Here is a 20,668-nt window from a genome sequence, read left to right as displayed (position 1 = left end):
AATTAAATTTGCACTTTAATCAAACAACACAAATAAACATAAAATGATTCATTTCTTTGGAAACGAAAACAGTAAGGTTTTTGCTGTTCAAACAACAAAAGAATTATCAACAGAAACCATTTCAAAATTAGAATGGTTATTTGGCAACCAGCCTAAAATAGAACGAGCATCACTTGATGCTTTTTTTGTTGGTCCGCGTGCCGCCATGATAACACCTTGGAGCACTAATGCCGTTGAGATTACTCAAAATATGGGAATCCCAGATATTATAAGAATTGAAGAATTTAATGCTGTTTCAAAAGATTTCAAAGGTTTTGATCCTATGATTTCTGAAAAATTTAATGGATTAAATCAAGAATCATTTACTATAAATATTATTCCCGAACCTATTATTAATATCCACAACATTGCTGAATACAATAAGCAAGAAGGATTGTCATTAAGCGATGAAGAAGTCTCTTATTTAGAAGGTGTTTCAAAAAAAATAGGTCGACTATTAACCGATTCTGAAGTTTTTGGATTTTCACAAGTAAACTCAGAGCATTGCAGACATAAGATTTTTAATGGAACTTTTGTAATTGATGGAGAAGAAAAGCCTGTTTCGCTTTTCAAAATGATTAAAAAAACATCAGAAACAAATCCAAATGATATTGTTTCGGCTTACAAAGACAATGTTGCTTTTATAAAAGGTCCAGTTGTTGAACAATTTGCGCCTAAAACAGCCGATAAACCAGATTTTTATCAAACAAAAGATTTTGAATCTGTTATCTCATTAAAAGCTGAAACACATAATTTCCCTACTACTGTTGAACCTTTCAATGGTGCTGCAACGGGTTCAGGTGGAGAAATTCGTGACAGACTTGCTGGTGGTAAAGGTTCTTTACCTTTAGCTGGAACTGCTGTCTATATGACTTCTTATTCACGTTTAGAAGAAAATCGTCCTTGGGAACAAGCTATGGCAGAACGCAAATGGTTATACCAAACTCCAATGGATATTCTAATAAAAGCAAGTAACGGAGCTTCAGATTTTGGTAACAAGTTTGGACAACCACTTATCTGTGGATCTATATTAACTTTTGAACATGAAGAAGACGCCAGAAAACTTGGGTTCGACAAGGTAATTATGCAAGCTGGTGGCATCGGTTATGGAAAAGCAGATCAAGCATTAAAAGACAAGCCAAAAGCTGGTGATAAAATAGTTATTCTAGGTGGAGAAAACTACCGTATTGGTATGGGTGGAGCTGCTGTTTCGTCAGCTGACACTGGTGCTTTTGCTTCTGGAATAGAATTAAATGCAGTTCAACGTTCTAACCCTGAAATGCAAAAACGCGCTTCAAATGCGGTTCGTGGCATGGTTGAAAGTGATGAAAATTATATTATTTCTATCCATGATCATGGCGCTGGCGGACATTTAAATTGTTTAAGTGAATTAGTTGAAGAAACTGGCGGTTTGATTGATTTAGATAAATTACCCGTTGGTGACCCTACACTATCTGATAAAGAAATTATAGGTAACGAATCTCAAGAGCGTATGGGATTGGTAATTGCCGAAAAACATATTGAAACTTTGCAACGCATCGCAGAACGCGAACGTTCTCCAATGTACACTGTTGGTGATGTGACTGGAAATAACCGATTCACTTTTGAGTCTAAAACTAAAGGTGATAAGCCGATGGATTTAGAAATGGATGATATGTTCGGTAGTTCTCCAAAAACATATATGCATGATAAAACTGTTAATAGAATTTATCCAGATATTACATATAATAAAGATAAATTTTATGATTATTTAGACCAGTTATTACAACTGGAAGCCGTTGCCAGTAAGGATTGGCTAACTAATAAAGTTGACCGTTGTGTTGGAGGAAAAGTAGCAAAACAACAATGTGTAGGGCCTTTACAATTACCTTTAAATAATCTTGGCGTTATGGCCTTAGATTACAAAGGAAAAGAAGGTATTGCAACTTCTATCGGGCACTCTCCTATTTCTGGATTAATTAATCCGGTAGCAGGAAGCAGAAATGGTATAACAGAAGCTTTAACCAATATTGTTTGGGCTCCTTTAAAAGATGGTTTACAAAGTGTTTCCCTATCTGCAAACTGGATGTGGCCTTGTAAAAATGAAGGTGAAGATGCTCGTTTATATGAAGCTGTAAAAGCTGTTTCAGAATTTGCTATCGATTTAGGCATCAACGTTCCAACTGGTAAAGATTCTCTTTCTATGAAGCAAAAATATCCCAATGAGGAAGTTATTGCTCCGGGAACTGTTATTATTTCTGCGGCTGCAAATTGCAATGACATCACTAAAGTTGTTGAGCCGGTTTTTCAAAAAAATTCAGGAGGCATATACTATATCAATGTTTCACAAGATAATTTTAAACTAGGTGGAAGTTCTTTTGCTCAAGTTGTAAATAAAATTGGTAGTGATACTCCAAATGTAAAAAGTGCAGCTTATGTGAAAACGGTTTTTAATACCATTCAAAAATTAATAAAAGAAAACAAAATTGTTGCAGGTCATGATGTGGCCTCTGGTGGTTTGATTACTACCTTATTGGAAATGTGTTTTGCAGACAACAATTTAGGTGCAGAATTAGATCTAACAGCATTATCTGAAAAAGATTCATTTAAATTATTGTTTGCAGAAAATGCTGGTATTGTAATACAATCAACAGATGCTTCTATTGAAACTTTGTTATCTGAAGCTCAAATTGAATTTTTTAACATCGGTAAAGTAACCAAAAGTGATGTGGTAAGCATCATCAACGGAACAGATGTATTTACCATGACAGTATCACGTTTACGTGATATGTGGTTTAAAACATCCTTCTTATTAGACCAAAAACAAACCGCAAATAATTTAGCTGAAGCAAGGTATAAAAATTATAAAAATCAACCATTAAAGTACACATTCCCTAGCCACTTTACAGGTAAACTTCCTGCTATCGACGCTAGCAAGCCTAGACCAAAAGCAGCGATTTTACGCGAAAAAGGTAGCAACTCAGAGCGTGAAATGGCAAACGCCATGTATTTAGCTGGATTTGATGTAAAAGATGTACACATGACCGATTTGATTTCAGGTCGTGAAACGCTTGAAGACATTCAGTTTCTAGGAGCTGTTGGTGGATTTTCGAATAGTGATGTTTTAGGTTCTGCTAAAGGTTGGGCTGGAGCTATTAAATACAATGAAAAAGCGAATAAAGCCATTCAAGATTTCTTTAAAAGAGAAGATACTCTTTCTGTTGGGATTTGTAATGGATGCCAGTTATTTATGGAACTTGAAGAAATCAATCCAGAGCATGAAGTTCATGGAAAAATGACCTATAACGATTCTCATAAACACGAAAGCAACTTTACATCTGTAAAGGTTCAGGAAAACAATTCAGTTATGCTATCTACACTTTCAGGTAGTACTTTAGGGGTTTGGATTTCTCATGGTGAAGGTAAATTCAGTTTACCGCTTTCAGAAGACAACTATAATATTGTTGCTAAATATAGTTATGCAGAATATCCTCATAACCCAAATGGATCAGACTTTAACACCGCTATGATGTGCGATAAAACTGGTAGACATTTGGTTACTATGCCACATATTGAGCGTTCTACTTTTCAATGGAACTGGGCTTATTATCCTAGTGAAAGAAAAGACGAAGTATCTCCTTGGTTAGAAGCTTTTGTGAATGCCAGAAAGTGGATTGAGAATAAATAATTTTTTTTATAAACAAAAACCCGAAGTAAAATAAATTCTTACTTCGGGTTTTCAAACTTAAAACAAATAATTACATGGACTTTTTAATTGCAGCTTGCGCAGAAGCAATGCGTGCAATTGGAACTCTATAAGGAGAACAACTTACGTAGTTCAATCCTGTGTTATAGCAGAATTCAACAGAACTTGGCTCACCACCATGTTCACCACAAATACCAACTTTTAAATTTGGTTTTGAACTTCTACCTTTTTCTGTGCCCATTTTTACTAATTGACCAACACCTTCTTGATCAAGTACTTCAAACGGATCTACTTTTAAAATGCCTTTTTCTATATATATTGGTAAAAATTTACCAGCATCATCTCTTGAATAACCAAAAGCCATTTGAGTTAAATCATTGGTTCCAAATGAGAAGAACTCAGCTTTTTTAGCAATTAAATCTGCTGTTAACGCTGCTCTAGGAATTTCAATCATTGTTCCTACTAAAAAGTCAATTGAATCATTATATTCTTCAAAAACCTTTTGAGCTGTGTTTCTTATAATTTGCTCTTGCATTTCAAATTCTGCAACAGTTCCAATAAGCGGAACCATAATTTCTGGTTTTGCTACAATGCCTTTAGCTTTTAAATTTAATGCTGCTTCAATGATAGCTCTAGCTTGCATTTCGGTAATTTCTGGATAGGTATTTCCCAATCTACAACCTCTATGACCAAGCATTGGGTTAAATTCTTCCAATTCAACTATTTTACTTTTTACAGCTTCTAATGAAATATGCATTTCTTCAGCTAACTCTTTTTGTTGAGCTAATTGATGAGGAACAAATTCATGTAAAGGTGGATCTAACAATCTCACTGTTACTGGTAGCCCTTGCATTGCTTCAAAAATTCCCTCAAAATCATCACGTTGCATTGGCAATAATGATTCTAAAGCATGTTTTCTGCCTTTAACAGTATCTGCTAAAATCATTTCACGCATGGCTTTAATACGGTCAACTTCAAAGAACATATGCTCTGTTCTTGTTAAACCTATACCTTGAGCTCCAAAGCTACGAGCAATTCTTGCATCTTTAGGAGTGTCGGCATTTGTTCTAACTTGCATAGTAGCATATTTATCTGATAGGTTCATAAGCTCTGCAAATTCACCACTTAATTCAGGCTCGATAGTTGCTACTTTACCTTCAATAATATTACCAGTTGAACCATTTAAAGAAATCCAATCACCTTCATGATATTCTTTTCCATCAACAGTTAAAGTTCTTGTTTTATAATTGATTTTTAAAGCACCTGCACCCGAAACGCAACATTTACCCATTCCACGAGCTACTACTGCAGCATGAGAAGTCATTCCTCCACGAGCAGTTAAAATACCTCTGGCAATGTTCATTCCTTCTAAATCTTCTGGAGAAGTTTCAATGCGTGTTAAAATGGTGTATTTAAATTTATTGGCTTCATCTGCAAAGAATACAATTTGTCCAGTTGCAGCACCAGGTGACGCTGGCAACCCTTGGGCTATAACATGTGATTTTTTTAGTGCTTTAGGGTCAAAAACAGGATGCAATAATTCATCTAATTTATTTGGCTCAATACGCAATAAAGCTTCTTTTTCATTAATCATTCCTTGTTTTAACATATCCATGGCTATTTTTACCATTGCCGCTCCTGTACGTTTTCCGTTTCTGGTTTGCAACATCCAAAGTTTTCCATCTTGAATGGTAAACTCCATATCTTGCATGTCCTTGTAATGATCTTCCAGTTTTTGTTGATATTCATTCAACTCATTATAGATACTTGGCATCAATTCTTCAAGCGATGGGTAATTTTTTGCTCTGTCTTTCTCTTCTACTTTTGCCAATTCTGCCCAACGAAGTGAGCCTAATTTAGTGATTTGTTGTGGTGTTCTAGTTCCAGCAACCACATCTTCTCCTTGTGCATCAATTAAATATTCCCCATTGAAAACATCTTCTCCTGTTCCTGCATCTCTAGAAAAACAAACTCCAGTACCAGAGTTATTTCCCATATTACCATAAACCATGGCTTGCACATTTACAGCAGTTCCCCAATCTGATGGGTAACCATGCATGTTTCTGTAATAAACAGCTCTATCACCATTCCAGCTGTTAAACACAGCAACTACAGCTCCCCAAAGTTGATCCCAAGGATTTGTTGGAAAATCATGACCAGTACGTTTCTTTACTGCTTCTTTGAAGTCATATACTAAATCTTTTAAATCTTGAATAGTAAATTCAGTGTCTAATTGAATATTGCGTTTGTGTTTAAGCGCTTCCATGATTTCTTCAAAAGGGTCTATATCTTCTTTTGATTCTGGTTTCATACCTAAAACAACATCTCCGTACATTTGAATAAAACGCCTGTATGAATCCCATGCAAAACGCTCATTATTGGTTCTTTTTGCCAAACCAACAACAACCTCATCATTTAAACCAAGATTTAAAACAGTATCCATCATACCTGGCATAGATACTCTGGCTCCAGAACGAACAGATACTAATAGTGGATTTTCTTTATCACCAAATTTGGCTTCCATGATATTTTCAATATTTGCAATAGACTTTTCCACTTCTGGAAGAATCATATTCACTACTGCTTCTTGGCCAAGTAGATTATATTCTGTACAAACTTCGGTAGTAATTGTAAATCCAGGGGGAACTGGTATTCCAATTAAACTCATTTCTGCTAAATTTGCTCCTTTACCTCCTAAAAGGTTTTTCATTTTGCTATTGCCATCGGCAGTTTTATTACCGAATTTATAGACTCTGGTTTTTACCGATTCTAAGATTTCCATATGATTATGTTTTTTAACTTTTTATACTTAATGCCAACAAAATTATGTACTATAAAAGATGTATTCAATGACATAAATCATATAATAAAAGTTTTTATTTGGTGATATCATATTTAACTCTATTCGTTTATAATAAAACCATAATATTTTCGCATTCATGATTTTTAAATCTTGCGCTTGTAAATTCTTTTTTATTTCCTATTTTGCAAGACACTAAACTTTTTAAAAAACATAATGACTGAAATAACAAGGATTTTTGATATTCCAAAATATCAACTTGAAAAATTCAATTTAAATAAAGCATTAGTAACCAAGTATAATGGCGAATGGGTTTCAATTTCTTCTCAAGAATATTTCTTTCAAGCTAATACTATAAGTCGTGGATTATTAAGGTTAGGTGTTAACCAAAACGATAAAATTGCTGTTATTTCAAGCACTAATAGAACAGAATGGAGTGTTTTAGATATTGGGGTTTTGCAAATAGGTGCTCAAAATGTACCTATTTATCCAACTATTGCTAAAGAAGATTATGAATATATTTTAAATCATTCTGAGTCTACTTATTGTTTTGTTTCAGATATTGAAGTTTTAGAAAAACTAAATGCTATAAAAGGAAAAACAAAACTTAAAGGAGTTTACACTTTTGATGTTATTGCTGGTGAACATAATTGGACAGAGGTTTTAAAATTAGGAGAAGATCAAAGCAATCAAAATGAAGTAGACATAAGAAATGACAATGTAAAATCTCATGATTTAGCGACCATAATCTATACTTCTGGAACAACTGGAAAACCCAAAGGCGTTATGCTATCACATAATAATTTAATATCCAATGTACTGGATAGCGAAAAGCGTGTGCCTTTTGAATATGGCAAATCAAAGGCATTAAGTTTTTTGCCTATTTGTCATGTTTTTGAGCGTATGATATTGTACCTATATCAATATTGTGGTGTCTCTATTTATTTTGCTGAATCTATTGATAAAATGAATGACAACCTAAAAGAGATTAAACCCAATGTGATGACGGCTGTCCCCAGACTTTACGAAAAAGTATATGACAAGATAGTTGAAAAAGGTTCAGAATTAAAGGGTATTAAACGAGCATTATTTTTCTGGGCAGTAGATTTAGGTTTAAAATATGAGCCTTATGGTAAAAACGGTTTATGGTATGAACTTCAATTAAAACTTGCCAGAAAATTAATTTTCAGTAAATGGAAAGAGGGTTTAGGTGGAAACTTAGATTTAATGGTATCTGGAAGCGCAGCATTGCAACCAAGATTAACTAGAACTTTTGCTGCCGCAGAAATGCCTATTATGGAAGGCTATGGCTTAACAGAAACTTCTCCTGTTATTTCTGTTAATGATATGCGTAATGGTGGTTTTAGAGTTGGCACTGTTGGGCGTATCATTGACAATGTAGAAGTGAAAATTGCTGAAGACGGAGAAATATTAGTAAAAGGTCCAAATGTTATGCTTGGTTATTATAAAGATCCTGAAAAAACAGCTGAAGTTATGACAGATGGTTATTTTCATACTGGTGATATTGGTGAAGTAAGCAATGATGGTTTTTTAAAAATTACTGATAGAAAAAAAGAAATGTTTAAAACCTCTGGTGGTAAATATGTAGCACCTGCACTTATCGAAAACGAACTAAAACAATCTCATTTTATAGAACAAATTATGGTAATTGGTGAAGGAGAAAAAATGCCAGCAGCACTTATACAACCAGATTTTCATTTTATAAGACATTGGATTGAAAAAAAAGGAATTGACATTAAATCTGATAATAAATCAATTGTTTCTTCCCAAATAATTAAAGATCGTATTCAAAAGGAAATTAATAAAACCAATAAGAAATTTGGAAATTGGGAGCAAGTTAAGAAGTTTGAACTAACAGCAGATGTTTGGTCTATCAATGATGGTCATCTCACACCAACCTTGAAAATGAAAAGGAAAGTGATCAAAGAAATCTATAAAGATTTGATAGAAAAAATATATCGCCCTTAAAGTATTTTTTAGATAATTTCATATTATATTATTTGTTTTTTTTAACTTCATTTTAATGATATTGATATTTTTTATTATTTTTAATTAAGATATTACTAATATTTTAATATATTTATTGATACTAACTAATTAATCAATAGCAAATGAAAACAAAAAATTTTTTAATTTCAGGAATTGTTGGGGGCATCGCTTCCTTTTTTCTAGGGTGGTTACTTTACGGAATCTTATTCAAGGATTCGTTTCCGCAACCTGCAGAAGCGCCAAATACAATGACAATGATAGCATTAGGCTCTCTAACGTTTGGTCTGTTTCTTTCCTTTATATTTAACAAATGGGCACAAATTAGCACCATAGTAACTGGAGCTAAAGCAGGAGCAATAATTGGACTCTTTTTAGGCTTATATTTTAATTTTTTTAATATGGCTATGAATCCAGATGCTACATTTCAAATGTTTGCATTAGATGTTGTTTTAACAATTGTTTTATCTGCTATTACTGGTGCAATAATTGCTTTAGTGAATAATAAATTAGGATAATTAATTCCAAATAAAATTAAAAAGCCGCCTTAAATAAGGCGGCTTTTCTTTTTAATAACTAGTTAACTATTTTTAACTAAATTTATTATGCACGCATAATAAATTTTTATATATTTGATTTTTACAAAAACGAACTATGAAAGACAAAACCATTGATTATGTATTGAGAACCACATGGTTAGCTGTTTTCAAAATGTATAATGAAGAAGCTCTTAAATTTGAGAGCACCATGGCTACAGGTTTAACGCTATTAAGCATAGACCAAGAAAGAGGAACGCCTTCAACATCTTTAGGCCCAAAAATGGGTATGGAAGCCACAAGCTTATCAAGAATTTTGAAAACCATGGAAAAGAGAGGTTTAATTGAAAGACGCCCTAATCCAGACGATGGTAGAAGTGTTCTAATATATCTTACAGATTTTGGTAAAGAAAAAAGAGCCTATTCAAGGGAAAAGGTTCTCACCTTTAATGAAGCTATCAGAAATAATATTTCTGAAGAAAAACTAAATCATTTTTATGAAGTAGCCGAATTGATTAATGATATGGTCTCAAACAAAAAAATTTACAAACAAACTAAATAATTAGGTTTTTATATAATGAGTAAACGTAGAATTAAAAAAGTAGCGGTTATTGGTTCCGGAATTATGGGAAGCGGTATTGCCTGCCATTTTGCCAATATTGGCGTTGATGTACTATTATTAGACATCATCCCTAGGGAATTAAATGATGCTGAAAAAGCAAAAGGATTAACGCTTGAAGATAAAGTTGTTAGAAATCGTTTAGTTAATGATTCTTTGATGACATCTCTAAAGTCTAAGCCTTCACCAATTTATCATCAAAGTTTTGCAAGCAGAATTACTACAGGAAACCTTGAAGATGATATTTCAAAAGTGAAAGATGTTGATTGGATTATGGAAGTGGTTGTTGAACGATTAGACATCAAAAAACTGGTTTTTGAAAAACTGGAAAAATATAGAACACCAGGCACATTAATAACTTCTAATACTTCAGGAATCCCAATTCATTTTATGAGTGAAGGACATAGTGAAGACTTTCAAAAGCATTTTTGTGGAACACATTTTTTTAACCCGGCACGTTATTTAAAATTATTTGAAATCATTCCTGGACCAAAAACAGATCCTTCTGTTATATCATTTTTAAACGGTTATGGTGAACAATTTCTTGGAAAAACTTCAGTCATAGCAAAAGACACGCCTGCTTTTATTGGTAACAGAATAGGCATCTTCGGAATTCAAAGTTTATTTCATCAAGTAAAGGAATTAGATTTAACCGTTGAAGAAGTTGATAAACTAACTGGCCCGGTTATTGGTCGTCCAAAATCAGCAACTTTCAGAACAGTTGATGTAGTAGGCTTAGATACTTTAGTACATGTTGCTAATGGAATTTACGAAAACTGTCCTAATGATGAAGCTCTCAACTTGTTCAAACTACCAGATTTCATCAATACCATGATGGAAAATAAATGGCTTGGAAGTAAAACAGGGCAAGGTTTTTATAAAAAAGAAGGTAGAGATATCAAGACGCTTGATTTAATCACTTTAGAATATCGAGATAGTAAAAAAACAAATTTCGCAACATTAGAACTCACTAAAACTATTGACAAAGTCATTGACAGATTTAAAGTTTTGGTATCTGGAAAAGATAAAGCAGGTGAATTTTATAGAAAGAATTTTGCTGCTATGTTTGAATACGTGTCAAACAGAATTCCTGAAATTTCAGATGAATTATACAAATTAGATGATGCCATGAAAGCAGGATTTGGCTGGGAACATGGTCCGTTCCAAATCTGGGATGCTATAGGTGTTGAAAAAGGTATCGAGCTTATGAAAGCTCAAGGCAAACAACCGGCAGCTTGGGTAAATGAGATGCTTGCATCAGGAAGTTCTTCTTTTTACACTGTTAAAAATGGTGCAACTTTTTATTATGATATTCCAAAAAAATCTCAAGAAAAAATTCCTGGACAAGATGCTTTCATCATTTTAGATAACATCAGAAAATCGAATGAAGTATATAAAAATTCGGGGGTTGTTATTGAAGATTTAGGAGATGGCATTCTCAATTGCGAATTCCAATCTAAAATGAACACCATTGGAGGCGATGTGTTAGCTGGTTTAAATAAAGCAATTGATTTAGCTGAAAAAGACTTTGCAGGTTTAGTTATAGGCAATCAAGGAGCTAATTTCTCTGTTGGCGCTAATATTGGTATGATTTTCATGATGGCTGCAGAGCAGGAGTATGATGAGCTTAACATGGCAATCAAATATTTCCAAGACACTATGATGCGTATGCGCTATTCAGCCATACCAACAATTGCTGCTCCTCATGGTATGGCACTTGGTGGTGGTTGCGAATTATCCATGCACGCAGACAAAGTTGTTGCAGCTGCAGAAACTTATATTGGATTGGTAGAATTTGGAGTTGGAGTGATTCCCGGTGGTGGTGGTTCCAAAGAAATGGCTTTAAGAGCTTCTGATACCTTTAGAAAAAATGATGTAGAATTAAATGTACTTCAGGAATATTTCTTAACTATTGGAATGGCTAAAGTAGCAACCTCTGCCTACGAAGCTTTTGATTATGGAATTCTTCAAAAAGGAAAAGATGTCGTGGTTGTCAATAGAGACCGACAAATTGCTACTGCAAAAGCATATGCTAAATTAATGGCTGAACAAGGTTACACTCAACCCATAAAACGTAAAGACGTGAAAGTTTTGGGTAAACAAGCATTGGGTATGTTTTTAGTTGGAACCGATGCTATGGAAGCCAGTAAATATATAAGTGAACATGACCATAAAATAGCAAACAAATTAGCTTATGTTATGGCTGGCGGTGATTTATCGGAACCCACATTGGTAAGTGAACAATACCTATTAGACTTAGAGCGAGAAGCATTCTTAAGTTTATGTACAGAGCGAAAAACTTTAGAGCGTATTCAACACATGTTAAAAACAGGTAAACCTTTAAGAAACTAAAAAAATGAGACAAGCATATATAGTAAAAGCATATAGAACTGCGGTTGGTAAAGCTCCAAAAGGAGTATTCCGTTTTAAAAGAGCTGATGAATTGGGTGCTGAAACCATTCAATACATGATGAGAGAATTACCAAATTTAGATGTAAAACGTATTGATGACGTTATTGTTGGAAATGCCATGCCCGAAGGAGCTCAAGGACTCAACATGGCACGTTTTATCTCACTTATAGGGCTAAATAGTGTCAATGTACCTGGTGTAACGGTCAATCGTTTTTGTTCCTCAGGAATTGAAACTATTGCTATTGCTGCAGCTAAAATTCAAGCTGGAATGGCTGATTGCATCATTGCTGGCGGTGCAGAAAGCATGAGTTCAGTTCCAATGACAGGCTTTAAACCAGAATTGAATTACGACACCATTAAATCTGGACATGAAGATTATTATTGGGGAATGGGAAATACAGCTGAGGCAGTTGCAAATCAATTTAATATTTCTCGTGAAGACCAAGATGAATTTGCTTATAATTCACACATGAAAGCTTTAAAAGCACAAGCTGGAAATCGTTTTCAAGACCAGATTGTCCCTATTGAGGTTGAACAAACCTATATTGATGAAAACGGAAAACGAGCAACAAAAAAATATACTGTTACTAAAGATGAAGGTCCACGCGAAGGTACTAGTGTTGAAGCATTATCAAAATTAAGACCTGTATTTGCTGCTAACGGAAGTGTAACTGCAGGTAACTCTTCGCAAATGAGTGATGGTGCTGCTTTTGTAATGATAATGAGTGAAGACATGGTAAAAGAATTAAATCTTGAACCTATAGCAAGACTTGTAAATTACGCAGCTGCTGGAGTTGAACCAAGAATTATGGGAATCGGACCAGTAAAAGCCATACCAAAGGCATTAAAACTGGCTGGTTTAAAACAAGATGATTTATCTCTAATTGAACTAAACGAAGCTTTTGCATCTCAATCTTTAGCAGTTATTAGAGAATTAAACTTAAACCCAAACATCATTAACGTTAATGGTGGAGCAATAGCTTTAGGTCATCCTCTTGGATGTACTGGAGCAAAACTATCGGTACAATTATTTGATGAAATGAGAAAACAAAATATGAAAGGCAAATACGGTGCAGTAACCATGTGTGTTGGAACAGGACAAGGTGCTTGCGGAATATTTGAATTTTTAAATTAAACTATACACTAAAAAATGGAAACAAAAGAAAAAGAGCTATTAAGAGGAGGTCAATTCCTTGTTAAAGAAACTAAATGTGAAGATGTGTTCACTCCTGAAGATTTTTCAGAGGAACAAAAAATGATGAAAGAAGCGGTAATGGAATTCAATGACCGTGAAATTATTCCAAATAAACCTCGATTTGAAGCTAAAGATTATGCGCTCACCGAAGCATGTATGAAAAAAGCTGGTGACCTTGGTTTTTTAAGTGTTGCTGTTCCTGAAGCTTATGGCGGTTTGGGCATGGGCTTTGTTTCAACATTATTAACATGCGACTATATCTCTAGTGGAACAGGCTCTTTTAGTACTGCCTTTGGTGCCCATACTGGTATTGGTACGTTACCAATAATATTATACGGAACTGAAGAACAAAAACAAAAATATATTCCAAAACTGGCAACTGGTGAATGGTTTGGTTCTTATTGCTTAACAGAGCCTGGTGCTGGTAGTGATGCCAATTCTGGTAAAACAACTGCTACCCTATCTGAAGATGGAAAAAGTTATAAAATCAATGGACAAAAAATGTGGATTTCAAACGCTGGCTTTTGCAAATTAATGATTGTATTTGCCCGCATTGAAAATGACAAAAACATTACTGGTTTCATTGTTGAATTCGATAAAGAAAACCCTAACGGAATTACTCTAGGTGAAGAAGAACACAAGTTAGGTATTCGTTCGTCTTCTACACGTCAGGTCTTCTTTACCGATACAGTTGTTCCTGTTGAAAATATGCTTTCTGAAAGAGGAAATGGTTTTAAAATTGCCATGAATGCATTAAACGTTGGTCGTATTAAATTAGCCGCTGCTTGTCTTGACTCTCAAAGACGAATAACAACAATAGCTGTACAATATGCCAATGAAAGAAAGCAGTTCAAAACTGCTATATCAGATTTTGGAGCTATAAAATACAAACTAGCGGAAATGTCTGCAAGTGCTTACGCTGGCGAATCTGCTTGTTATAGAGCAGCAAAAAATATTGAAGATCGCATTGCATTACGCATTGCAGCAGGCAACACCCATCAAGAAGCAGAACTTAAAGGTGTTGAAGAATACGCCATTGAATGTTCCATTTTAAAAGTAGCAGTTTCTGAAGATGTTCAAAACTGTGCGGATGAAGGAATTCAAATTTTTGGTGGTATGGGATTCTCTGAAGACACGCCAATGGAAGCTGCCTGGAGAGATGCCAGAATTGCCAGAATTTATGAAGGCACGAATGAAATAAACCGAATGCTTTGTGTTGGCATGCTTGTAAAAAAAGCCATGAAAGGTCATGTTGATTTATTGGGTCCTGCAACAGCCGTCGCAAATGAACTAATGGGAATTCCTTCTTTTGAAACTCCAGATTATTCCGAGTTGTTTTCAGAAGAAAAAGACATGATAGCCAAACTTAAAAAGGTGTTTTTAATGGTTGCCGGTGCTGCTGTTCAAAAATTTGGACCAGATTTAGATGCCCATCAACAGCTACTAATTGCAGCTTCAGATATCTTAATTGAAATTTATATGGCTGAATCTACCATATTAAGAACTGAAAAAAATGTGAAGCGTTTTGGTGAAGAAGCTCAAAAAGTTCAAATAGCTATGGCTAAATTATATTTATACAACGCCGTTTCAATTGTTGAAAAAAACGGAAAAGAAAGCATTATTTCATTTGCAGAAGGTGATGAACAACGAATGCTTCTTATGGGACTTAAGCGTTATGTTAAATACACCAATTATCCAGATATTGTAGATTTAAGAAAAGAAATAGCCGAAAAAGTAAAAGCAGAAAACAAATATTGTTTTTAATTAATAGTGACTAATTCAAATGCAAAAAAGCTCCAAATTTAAATTTGGAGCTTTTTTCAATTAATAGCTTGAAATTTCTTTACTTTAATTATTAGGCCATGTACCCCAGTTACTACAATACCCAGCTTCATCAGTTCCAGAGATATCTCTTCTTCCAACTGTATAACCTGCATTCATTAAAGCGGCTGGTGAAAAATGAAGATTTCCTTGACCACCATCTCTAAAAGCAGTTCCAAAATGAGCTTGACTTAACCCATGTCCCACTTCATGAAGTACAATGGTTTCAAAATCAATAACTCCATTCCCATCAAATAAATCATCGTTTGGAGCATCTTGGAAATTAAAATTATCGTTAATATAAATTTCGCTCAAAGCTGTATCACCTTTACCGTTACCATCAATATCAGTACCATAGCTAAATGTAAAGGTTACACCAATAGTACCAGTTCCTGCACCAGATCCTAGAACAGTTTCAAAAAAATCAGGAGGTAAAATTCCAGCATGTGCAATAGCTCCAACAATTACAAGATCAGATCCACCAAATCCTTCAAGATACTGAACAAGACCAATATCAAATCCAGAGGTTCCTAAAAATGGGATTTCAAGACCATCAGAGCATGATACCACTTCCCATGTCTGCATACTATTCACCATAGCATCAAATGTCGCCTGTTGAGTCATATCAGAGCTTGTTCCTAATTGTGTATCATCAATCCAATAAGGGACTGCTGCTCCAAAACCATTATTACGAGGATCATTAGGTACCCAATCAAAATTAGTTTGTTTACTACCTTTATTATCAAAGAATACTGTTCGCCCTGCTTCATCAGCCCCTAGAATTTCAACTTTCTCTAGTATAATTCCTTGACCTGCAATTGCAGCGTTTATTTTAGTCATCATGTCTAGGATTGGGTCATCATTATTGTTTTTTGTTTTTCCATTTCTCAAAGCATTTGCTCCTTCTTCAAAGTTTACATCAATTTTAATAAATTTTTGCTCAATCCGTTTGCTAGATTGAAGTTCATTGGTCGTTAATTCTTTGTTTTCACAAGCAAAGCATACGACAAGCATCAATGCTAGCACAATTGGTTTAGTTAATTTCATAATTATATTTTGGTTTTAATTGGTTAAAAATTGACAATTGAGCTATCACAGTATCTCTTCTTAGGGGAGATAATTTTATTTAATTTAGAGTTATTATATATATTAATATTTTTTCTACGTCATAAATCGCAAATAAACGACGAACTACAAAATCTAAAATATAATATTATTGACTTTCAAAAAAGAGTTTATCTATTTCAGAAGCTCTTTGAATTATTTCAACAGAAATTTTTTATTATTTTAGTAGAAATTTTTTATGAAAAAGATATTATCGCTTTTACTGTTCACTTCTTTTCAATTTATTACAGCTCAATCTAGTTCTCAACTATATCAAATAATTGACAGTGTTTCTGCTCAAAAAATTGAAATAAACATTAAAACCCAAGTCAATTTTGGTACAAGAAACACTTTTAGTGATACTATTTCTAAAACTCAAGGTATAGGTGCTGCAAGACGATGGGTTAAATCTGAATTTGAATCGATCTCAAAAGACTGTAACCAATGCTTAGAAGTTTTTTATCAAAAAGATTTTGTAACAAAGGAAGGAAATTCCAGAGTTCCTCATGATGTCTGGATAGTAAATGTTGTTGCTGTTCAAAAAGGAACAAAATATCCTAATCGTTATATTATTATGAGTGGTGATATAGATTCTCGTGCAAGTGATACGATGGATTTTTCAACCGATGCCCCTGGAGCTAATGACAATGCCTCTGGATTGGCCGGAACTATTGAAGCTGCCAGAGTGCTTTCAAGATACAGTTTTGATAATAGTATTATATATGTTGGCCTTTCTGGTGAAGAACAAGGTCTTTTTGGTGGTGCTGGTTTAGCGAAATATGCCCAAGAAAAAGGTTGGGAAATCATAGGTATTTTAAATAATGATATGATTGGTAATATAGAAGGAGTAGATGGGATTATTGATAACAGAACATTCAGAATTTTTTCAGAACCAGTTCCTCCAACTGAGACAGAAAGAGAACGACAAATGAGACGTTTTTATGGTGGAGAAGTTGATGGCATTTCTCGTCAGTTAGCTCGTTACGTTCACAAAACAGTAAAATCATATATGCCAGAAATGAACCCAATGATGGTTTATAGATTAGATCGATTCGGTCGTGGTGGTCATCATCGTCCCTTTAATGATTTAGGATTTGCAGGTATTCGAATTATGGAAGCTCATGAAAACTATAATCGTCAACATCAAGATGTACGAAATGAAAATGGAATAGAATATGGAGATGTCATCAAGTATGTTAATTTTGATTACGCTAAAAAACTAACTGCTGCAAATGCCATAACTCTAGCAAGTTTAGCTTGGGCACCACCAACTCCTAAAAATGTAGCTATTGGTGGTATTGTTGAAGCGTCTGCAAAATTTAAATGGGATAAAGTAGATGGTGCTGTTGGTTACAAAATTTATTGGCGTGATACAACCTCTCCAACATGGGACAACAGTCGTTTTGTTGGTGATGTTTCAGAGTTTACACTTAATGGAATTGTCATTGATAACTATTTTTTTGGCATTGCTTCCGTTGGAAAAAATGGATTTGAAAGTCCAGTGGTTTTTCCAAATAAATTAATAAGAAATTAAAATACATGTTATGCTTAAACAATTAACAACTCTAGCAATTTTAACTTTATTAGGAAATACTTTCCTCCAAGCACAAGGCCTGTTAACCGAAAAAAATAATTTTACACATCAAGATACTTTAAGAGGAAGCATTACACCAGAACGCGCTTGGTGGGATGTAACTTATTACCATTTAAACATAAAAGTTGAACCCGATAAAAAATTTATTTCCGGAAGTAACACCATTCAATATAAAGTGATTGATACTCCAAAAGATTTACAAATTGATTTACAACCTCCATTAAAAATCGCAAAAGTCGTACAGGACGGAGAAGAATTAAATGTAGTTGATGACGGTAATGCTCATTTTATTAAACTGAATAGTGTTCAAAATATTGGAAATATTAAAACTCTTGAAGTTTTTTATGAAGGCAACCCAAAAGAAGCTGTTAAAGCTCCTTGGGATGGTGGTTTTTCTTGGAAAAAAGATTCTAACGGCAATGATTTTGTAGCAACATCATGTCAAGGATTAGGAGCGAGTGTTTGGTGGCCAAATAAAGACCATATGTATGACGAAGTAGATAGCATACTTATTAGCATTGACACTCCAAAAGGTCTTATGGATGTATCTAATGGCAGATTGAGAAGTATTGAACAATACGGTGACAACAAAATATATAGTTGGATTGTAAAAAATCCCATAAATAATTATGGTGTCAATGTAAATATTGGTGATTATGTCCATTTTTCAGAAGTATTTGATGGAGAAAATGGGAATTTAGATATGGATTATTATGTTTTAAGAGATAACCTAGAAAAAGCTCAAGAACACTTTAAGGATGCACCAAAAATGATGAAGGCCTTTGAACATTGGTTTGGGCCGTATCCATTTTATAAAGATGGCTATAAGTTAGTAGAAGTGCCTTATTTAGGCATGGAGCACCAAAGTTCAGTTACTTATGGTAACCAATACATGAATGGCTATTTAGGGCATGATTTATCAGGTACTGGCTGGGGATTAAAATTTGATTTTATCATTATTCACGAGTCAGGTCATGAGTGGTTTGCCAATAATATAACCTATAAAGATATTGCAGATATGTGGATTCATGAAGGATTTACTGCTTATTCAGAAAACCTTTTTATAGACTACTATTATGGAAAAGAAGCTTCATCTGATTATGTGATTGGAACAAGATTAAATATTCAAAATGATCGACCCATTATTGGACAGTATGATGTAAATAATGAAGGCTCTGGTGATATGTATTACAAAGGAGCCAATATGTTGCACACCTTAAGACAGCTTATTGAAAATGATGAGAAATGGCGTCAAATTTTACGGGGTCTTAACAGAACCTTTTACCATCAAACTGTTACAACACAACAAATTGAAAATTATTTAAGTGCAGAAACGGGTATTGATTTGACTGAATTTTTTAATCAATATTTAAGAACCACTGAAATTCCTACTTTAGAATATAAAATTGAAAACAAAGAACTAAAATATCACTGGACTCATATAGTAGACAAATTTGATATGCCGGTTCAAGTAACTATTAACGATAAAGAGCAATGGATATTTCCAACTTCAGAGTGGAAAACTATGCCTATAGAATCTAATAAAACCGTTTTAAAGGTTGACAAGGATTTTTACGTTTATGTAAACAAGATATAAGTGATAGAAAAAAATTCAGAACTATATTTTAAAAGTGATGATGAATGGCGAAAATGGCTGCATGATAATCATGCTTCATCAAAAGGCATTCATTTAATATTCTACAAAGTTGACCATGAAAACGATAGCATGCGATGGGAAGAAGCAGTAAAAGTTGCCTTGTGTTATGGTTGGATCGATTCTACAGTTAAAAGTCTAGGAGATGGGAAACGAAGGCAATATTTTACTCCTAGAAATAATAAAAGTGTATGGAGTGCATTAAACAAAAAATATATTGAAGAATTAACAGAATTAGATTTAATGCATGCTGCAGGTTTAGAGAAAATTGAAATAGCTAAACAAAACGGCAGTTGGACTGAGCTAGATGATGTTGAAAATGGCATTATCCCAAATGATTTACAAAGTGAATTCGATAAAAATCCAATAGCTTATACCAACTATCAAAACTTTGCTCCTTCCTACAGAAAAAGTTATCTGTATTGGTTAAATCAGGCCAAGAGAGAAACTACAAGACAAAAACGTATCACCGAAATTATCCAACTATGCACAAATAACATTAAAAGTCGTGGTGATTGGTAATCATTCAACTCGCTTTAAACCTTCCAAATCAATTATCTTAATTTGTTTACCAATGGTAGTTATGAGGTCTTCTTTTTTAAATTGGGAAAGTACTCTAATGGTAGATTCTGTTGCAGTTCCAATAATATTGGCAAAATCTTCTCTTGACAACAATACACTTAAAGTTCCATCTGATTTTGTACCAAAACTGTCATTAATATAAATTAGGGTTTCTGCTAAACGCTGTCTAACAGATTTTTGGGCCATATTTACAATAATGTCATCAGCTTCTTTTAAATCGTGAGCCATTTCTTTTAACAAATCAAAAGTAAAGTTTGTGTTTTTTTGAAGGTCATTAATAATTTCAGACTTAGGAAGAAAACATAATTTCATATCGTTTAAAGCAATAGCACTTAAGTTAACACTTTCATCGCTTACTAAAGAACGTTGTCCAATTAGCTCTCCTTTAACAACCAATTTTATAATTTGATCTTTTCCATTTGAACTCAACTTTGTTAGTTTGCAAATACCTTCTCTTACACAATAAATTCCTTTTAATATATCGCCTTCTTCAAAAATAATTTCTCCTTTTTTTACAATTCTAGATGTTTTACAATTAGAAATTCTCACTAACTCGTCATTAGTCAATGTCTTAAGAGAATTAAATTCCTTTATAATACATTGTTCACATTTGCCCATAG

13 protein-coding genes are annotated in these 20,668 nt (G+C 33.8%); 10 read left to right on the top strand and 3 right to left on the bottom strand.

What is annotated here, in order from left to right:
• The first annotated feature begins 43 nt into the window (after nt 1-43).
• On the top strand, nt 44-3,706 hold the full coding sequence (gene purL, locus V8G69_RS03875) for a phosphoribosylformylglycinamidine synthase (protein ID WP_394880493.1): 3,663 nt from the start codon (nt 44-46) through the stop codon (nt 3,704-3,706).
• A 70-nt stretch (nt 3,707-3,776) separates the two neighbouring features.
• Here purL and ppdK read toward each other — a convergent pair whose 3' ends face one another.
• On the bottom strand, nt 3,777-6,506 hold the full coding sequence (ppdK, locus tag V8G69_RS03870; RefSeq protein WP_394880492.1) for a pyruvate, phosphate dikinase: 2,730 nt from the start codon (nt 6,504-6,506) through the stop codon (nt 3,777-3,779).
• Nucleotides 6,507-6,740: 234 nt separating this feature from the next.
• Here ppdK and V8G69_RS03865 point away from each other — a divergent pair, with 234 nt between their 5' ends.
• From V8G69_RS03865 to V8G69_RS03840, 6 genes are all read left to right on the top strand, one after another.
• Nucleotides 6,741-8,513: an AMP-dependent synthetase/ligase gene (locus V8G69_RS03865; RefSeq protein WP_394880491.1), complete on the top strand. Its 1,773-nt coding sequence runs from the start codon at nt 6,741-6,743 to the stop codon at nt 8,511-8,513.
• A gap of 143 nt (nt 8,514-8,656) precedes the next feature.
• Nucleotides 8,657-9,049: a hypothetical protein gene (locus tag V8G69_RS03860; RefSeq protein WP_394880490.1), complete on the top strand. Its 393-nt coding sequence runs from the start codon at nt 8,657-8,659 to the stop codon at nt 9,047-9,049.
• 136 nt (nt 9,050-9,185) lie between these two features.
• Nucleotides 9,186-9,629, top strand: a complete 444-nt coding sequence (locus V8G69_RS03855) for a MarR family winged helix-turn-helix transcriptional regulator (RefSeq protein WP_394880489.1) — start codon at nt 9,186-9,188, stop codon at nt 9,627-9,629.
• 15 nt (nt 9,630-9,644) lie between these two features.
• Nucleotides 9,645-12,038: a 3-hydroxyacyl-CoA dehydrogenase NAD-binding domain-containing protein gene (locus V8G69_RS03850; RefSeq protein ID WP_394880488.1), complete on the top strand. Its 2,394-nt coding sequence runs from the start codon at nt 9,645-9,647 to the stop codon at nt 12,036-12,038.
• A 4-nt stretch (nt 12,039-12,042) separates the two neighbouring features.
• A complete protein-coding gene (locus tag V8G69_RS03845; RefSeq protein WP_394880487.1) occupies nt 12,043-13,233 on the top strand; it encodes an acetyl-CoA C-acyltransferase in 1,191 nt (396 codons plus the stop codon).
• 15 nt (nt 13,234-13,248) lie between these two features.
• The gene (locus V8G69_RS03840) at nt 13,249-15,057 is read left to right on the top strand and encodes an acyl-CoA dehydrogenase family protein (RefSeq protein WP_394880486.1); all 1,809 of its coding nucleotides are present in this window, start codon (nt 13,249-13,251) and stop codon (nt 15,055-15,057) included.
• An 84-nt stretch (nt 15,058-15,141) separates the two neighbouring features.
• Here the strand turns inward: V8G69_RS03840 and V8G69_RS03835 are convergent, their stop codons facing one another.
• A complete protein-coding gene (locus tag V8G69_RS03835) occupies nt 15,142-16,161 on the bottom strand; it encodes a hypothetical protein (protein ID WP_394880485.1) in 1,020 nt (339 codons plus the stop codon).
• A gap of 256 nt (nt 16,162-16,417) precedes the next feature.
• Between V8G69_RS03835 and V8G69_RS03830 the strand changes: the two genes are divergently transcribed.
• The 3 genes from V8G69_RS03830 to V8G69_RS03820 are packed head-to-tail and all read left to right on the top strand — an operon-like array spanning nt 16,418 to nt 19,988.
• Nucleotides 16,418-17,752 carry a M28 family peptidase gene (locus V8G69_RS03830; protein ID WP_394880484.1) on the top strand — a complete coding sequence of 445 codons (1,335 nt, stop codon included), beginning with the start codon at nt 16,418-16,420 and terminating at the stop codon, nt 17,750-17,752.
• Between the two features lie 10 nt (nt 17,753-17,762).
• Nucleotides 17,763-19,409: a M1 family metallopeptidase gene (locus V8G69_RS03825; RefSeq protein ID WP_394880483.1), complete on the top strand. Its 1,647-nt coding sequence runs from the start codon at nt 17,763-17,765 to the stop codon at nt 19,407-19,409.
• 3 nt (nt 19,410-19,412) lie between these two features.
• On the top strand, nt 19,413-19,988 hold the full coding sequence (locus V8G69_RS03820) for a YdeI family protein (protein ID WP_394880778.1): 576 nt from the start codon (nt 19,413-19,415) through the stop codon (nt 19,986-19,988).
• Here V8G69_RS03820 and V8G69_RS03815 read toward each other — a convergent pair whose 3' ends face one another.
• Nucleotides 19,989-20,666 carry a Crp/Fnr family transcriptional regulator gene (locus tag V8G69_RS03815; RefSeq protein WP_394880482.1) on the bottom strand — a complete coding sequence of 226 codons (678 nt, stop codon included), beginning with the start codon at nt 20,664-20,666 and terminating at the stop codon, nt 19,989-19,991. It lies immediately after the preceding gene.
• Between the last annotated feature and the right edge of the window lie 2 nt (nt 20,667-20,668).

The organism is Gaetbulibacter sp. M235 (genome assembly GCF_043876835.1).
Lineage (GTDB): Bacteria > Bacteroidota > Bacteroidia > Flavobacteriales > Flavobacteriaceae > Yeosuana.
Note: the sequence above shows the minus strand (reverse complement) of the source record. Positions and strands in the feature narration are given on the sequence as shown.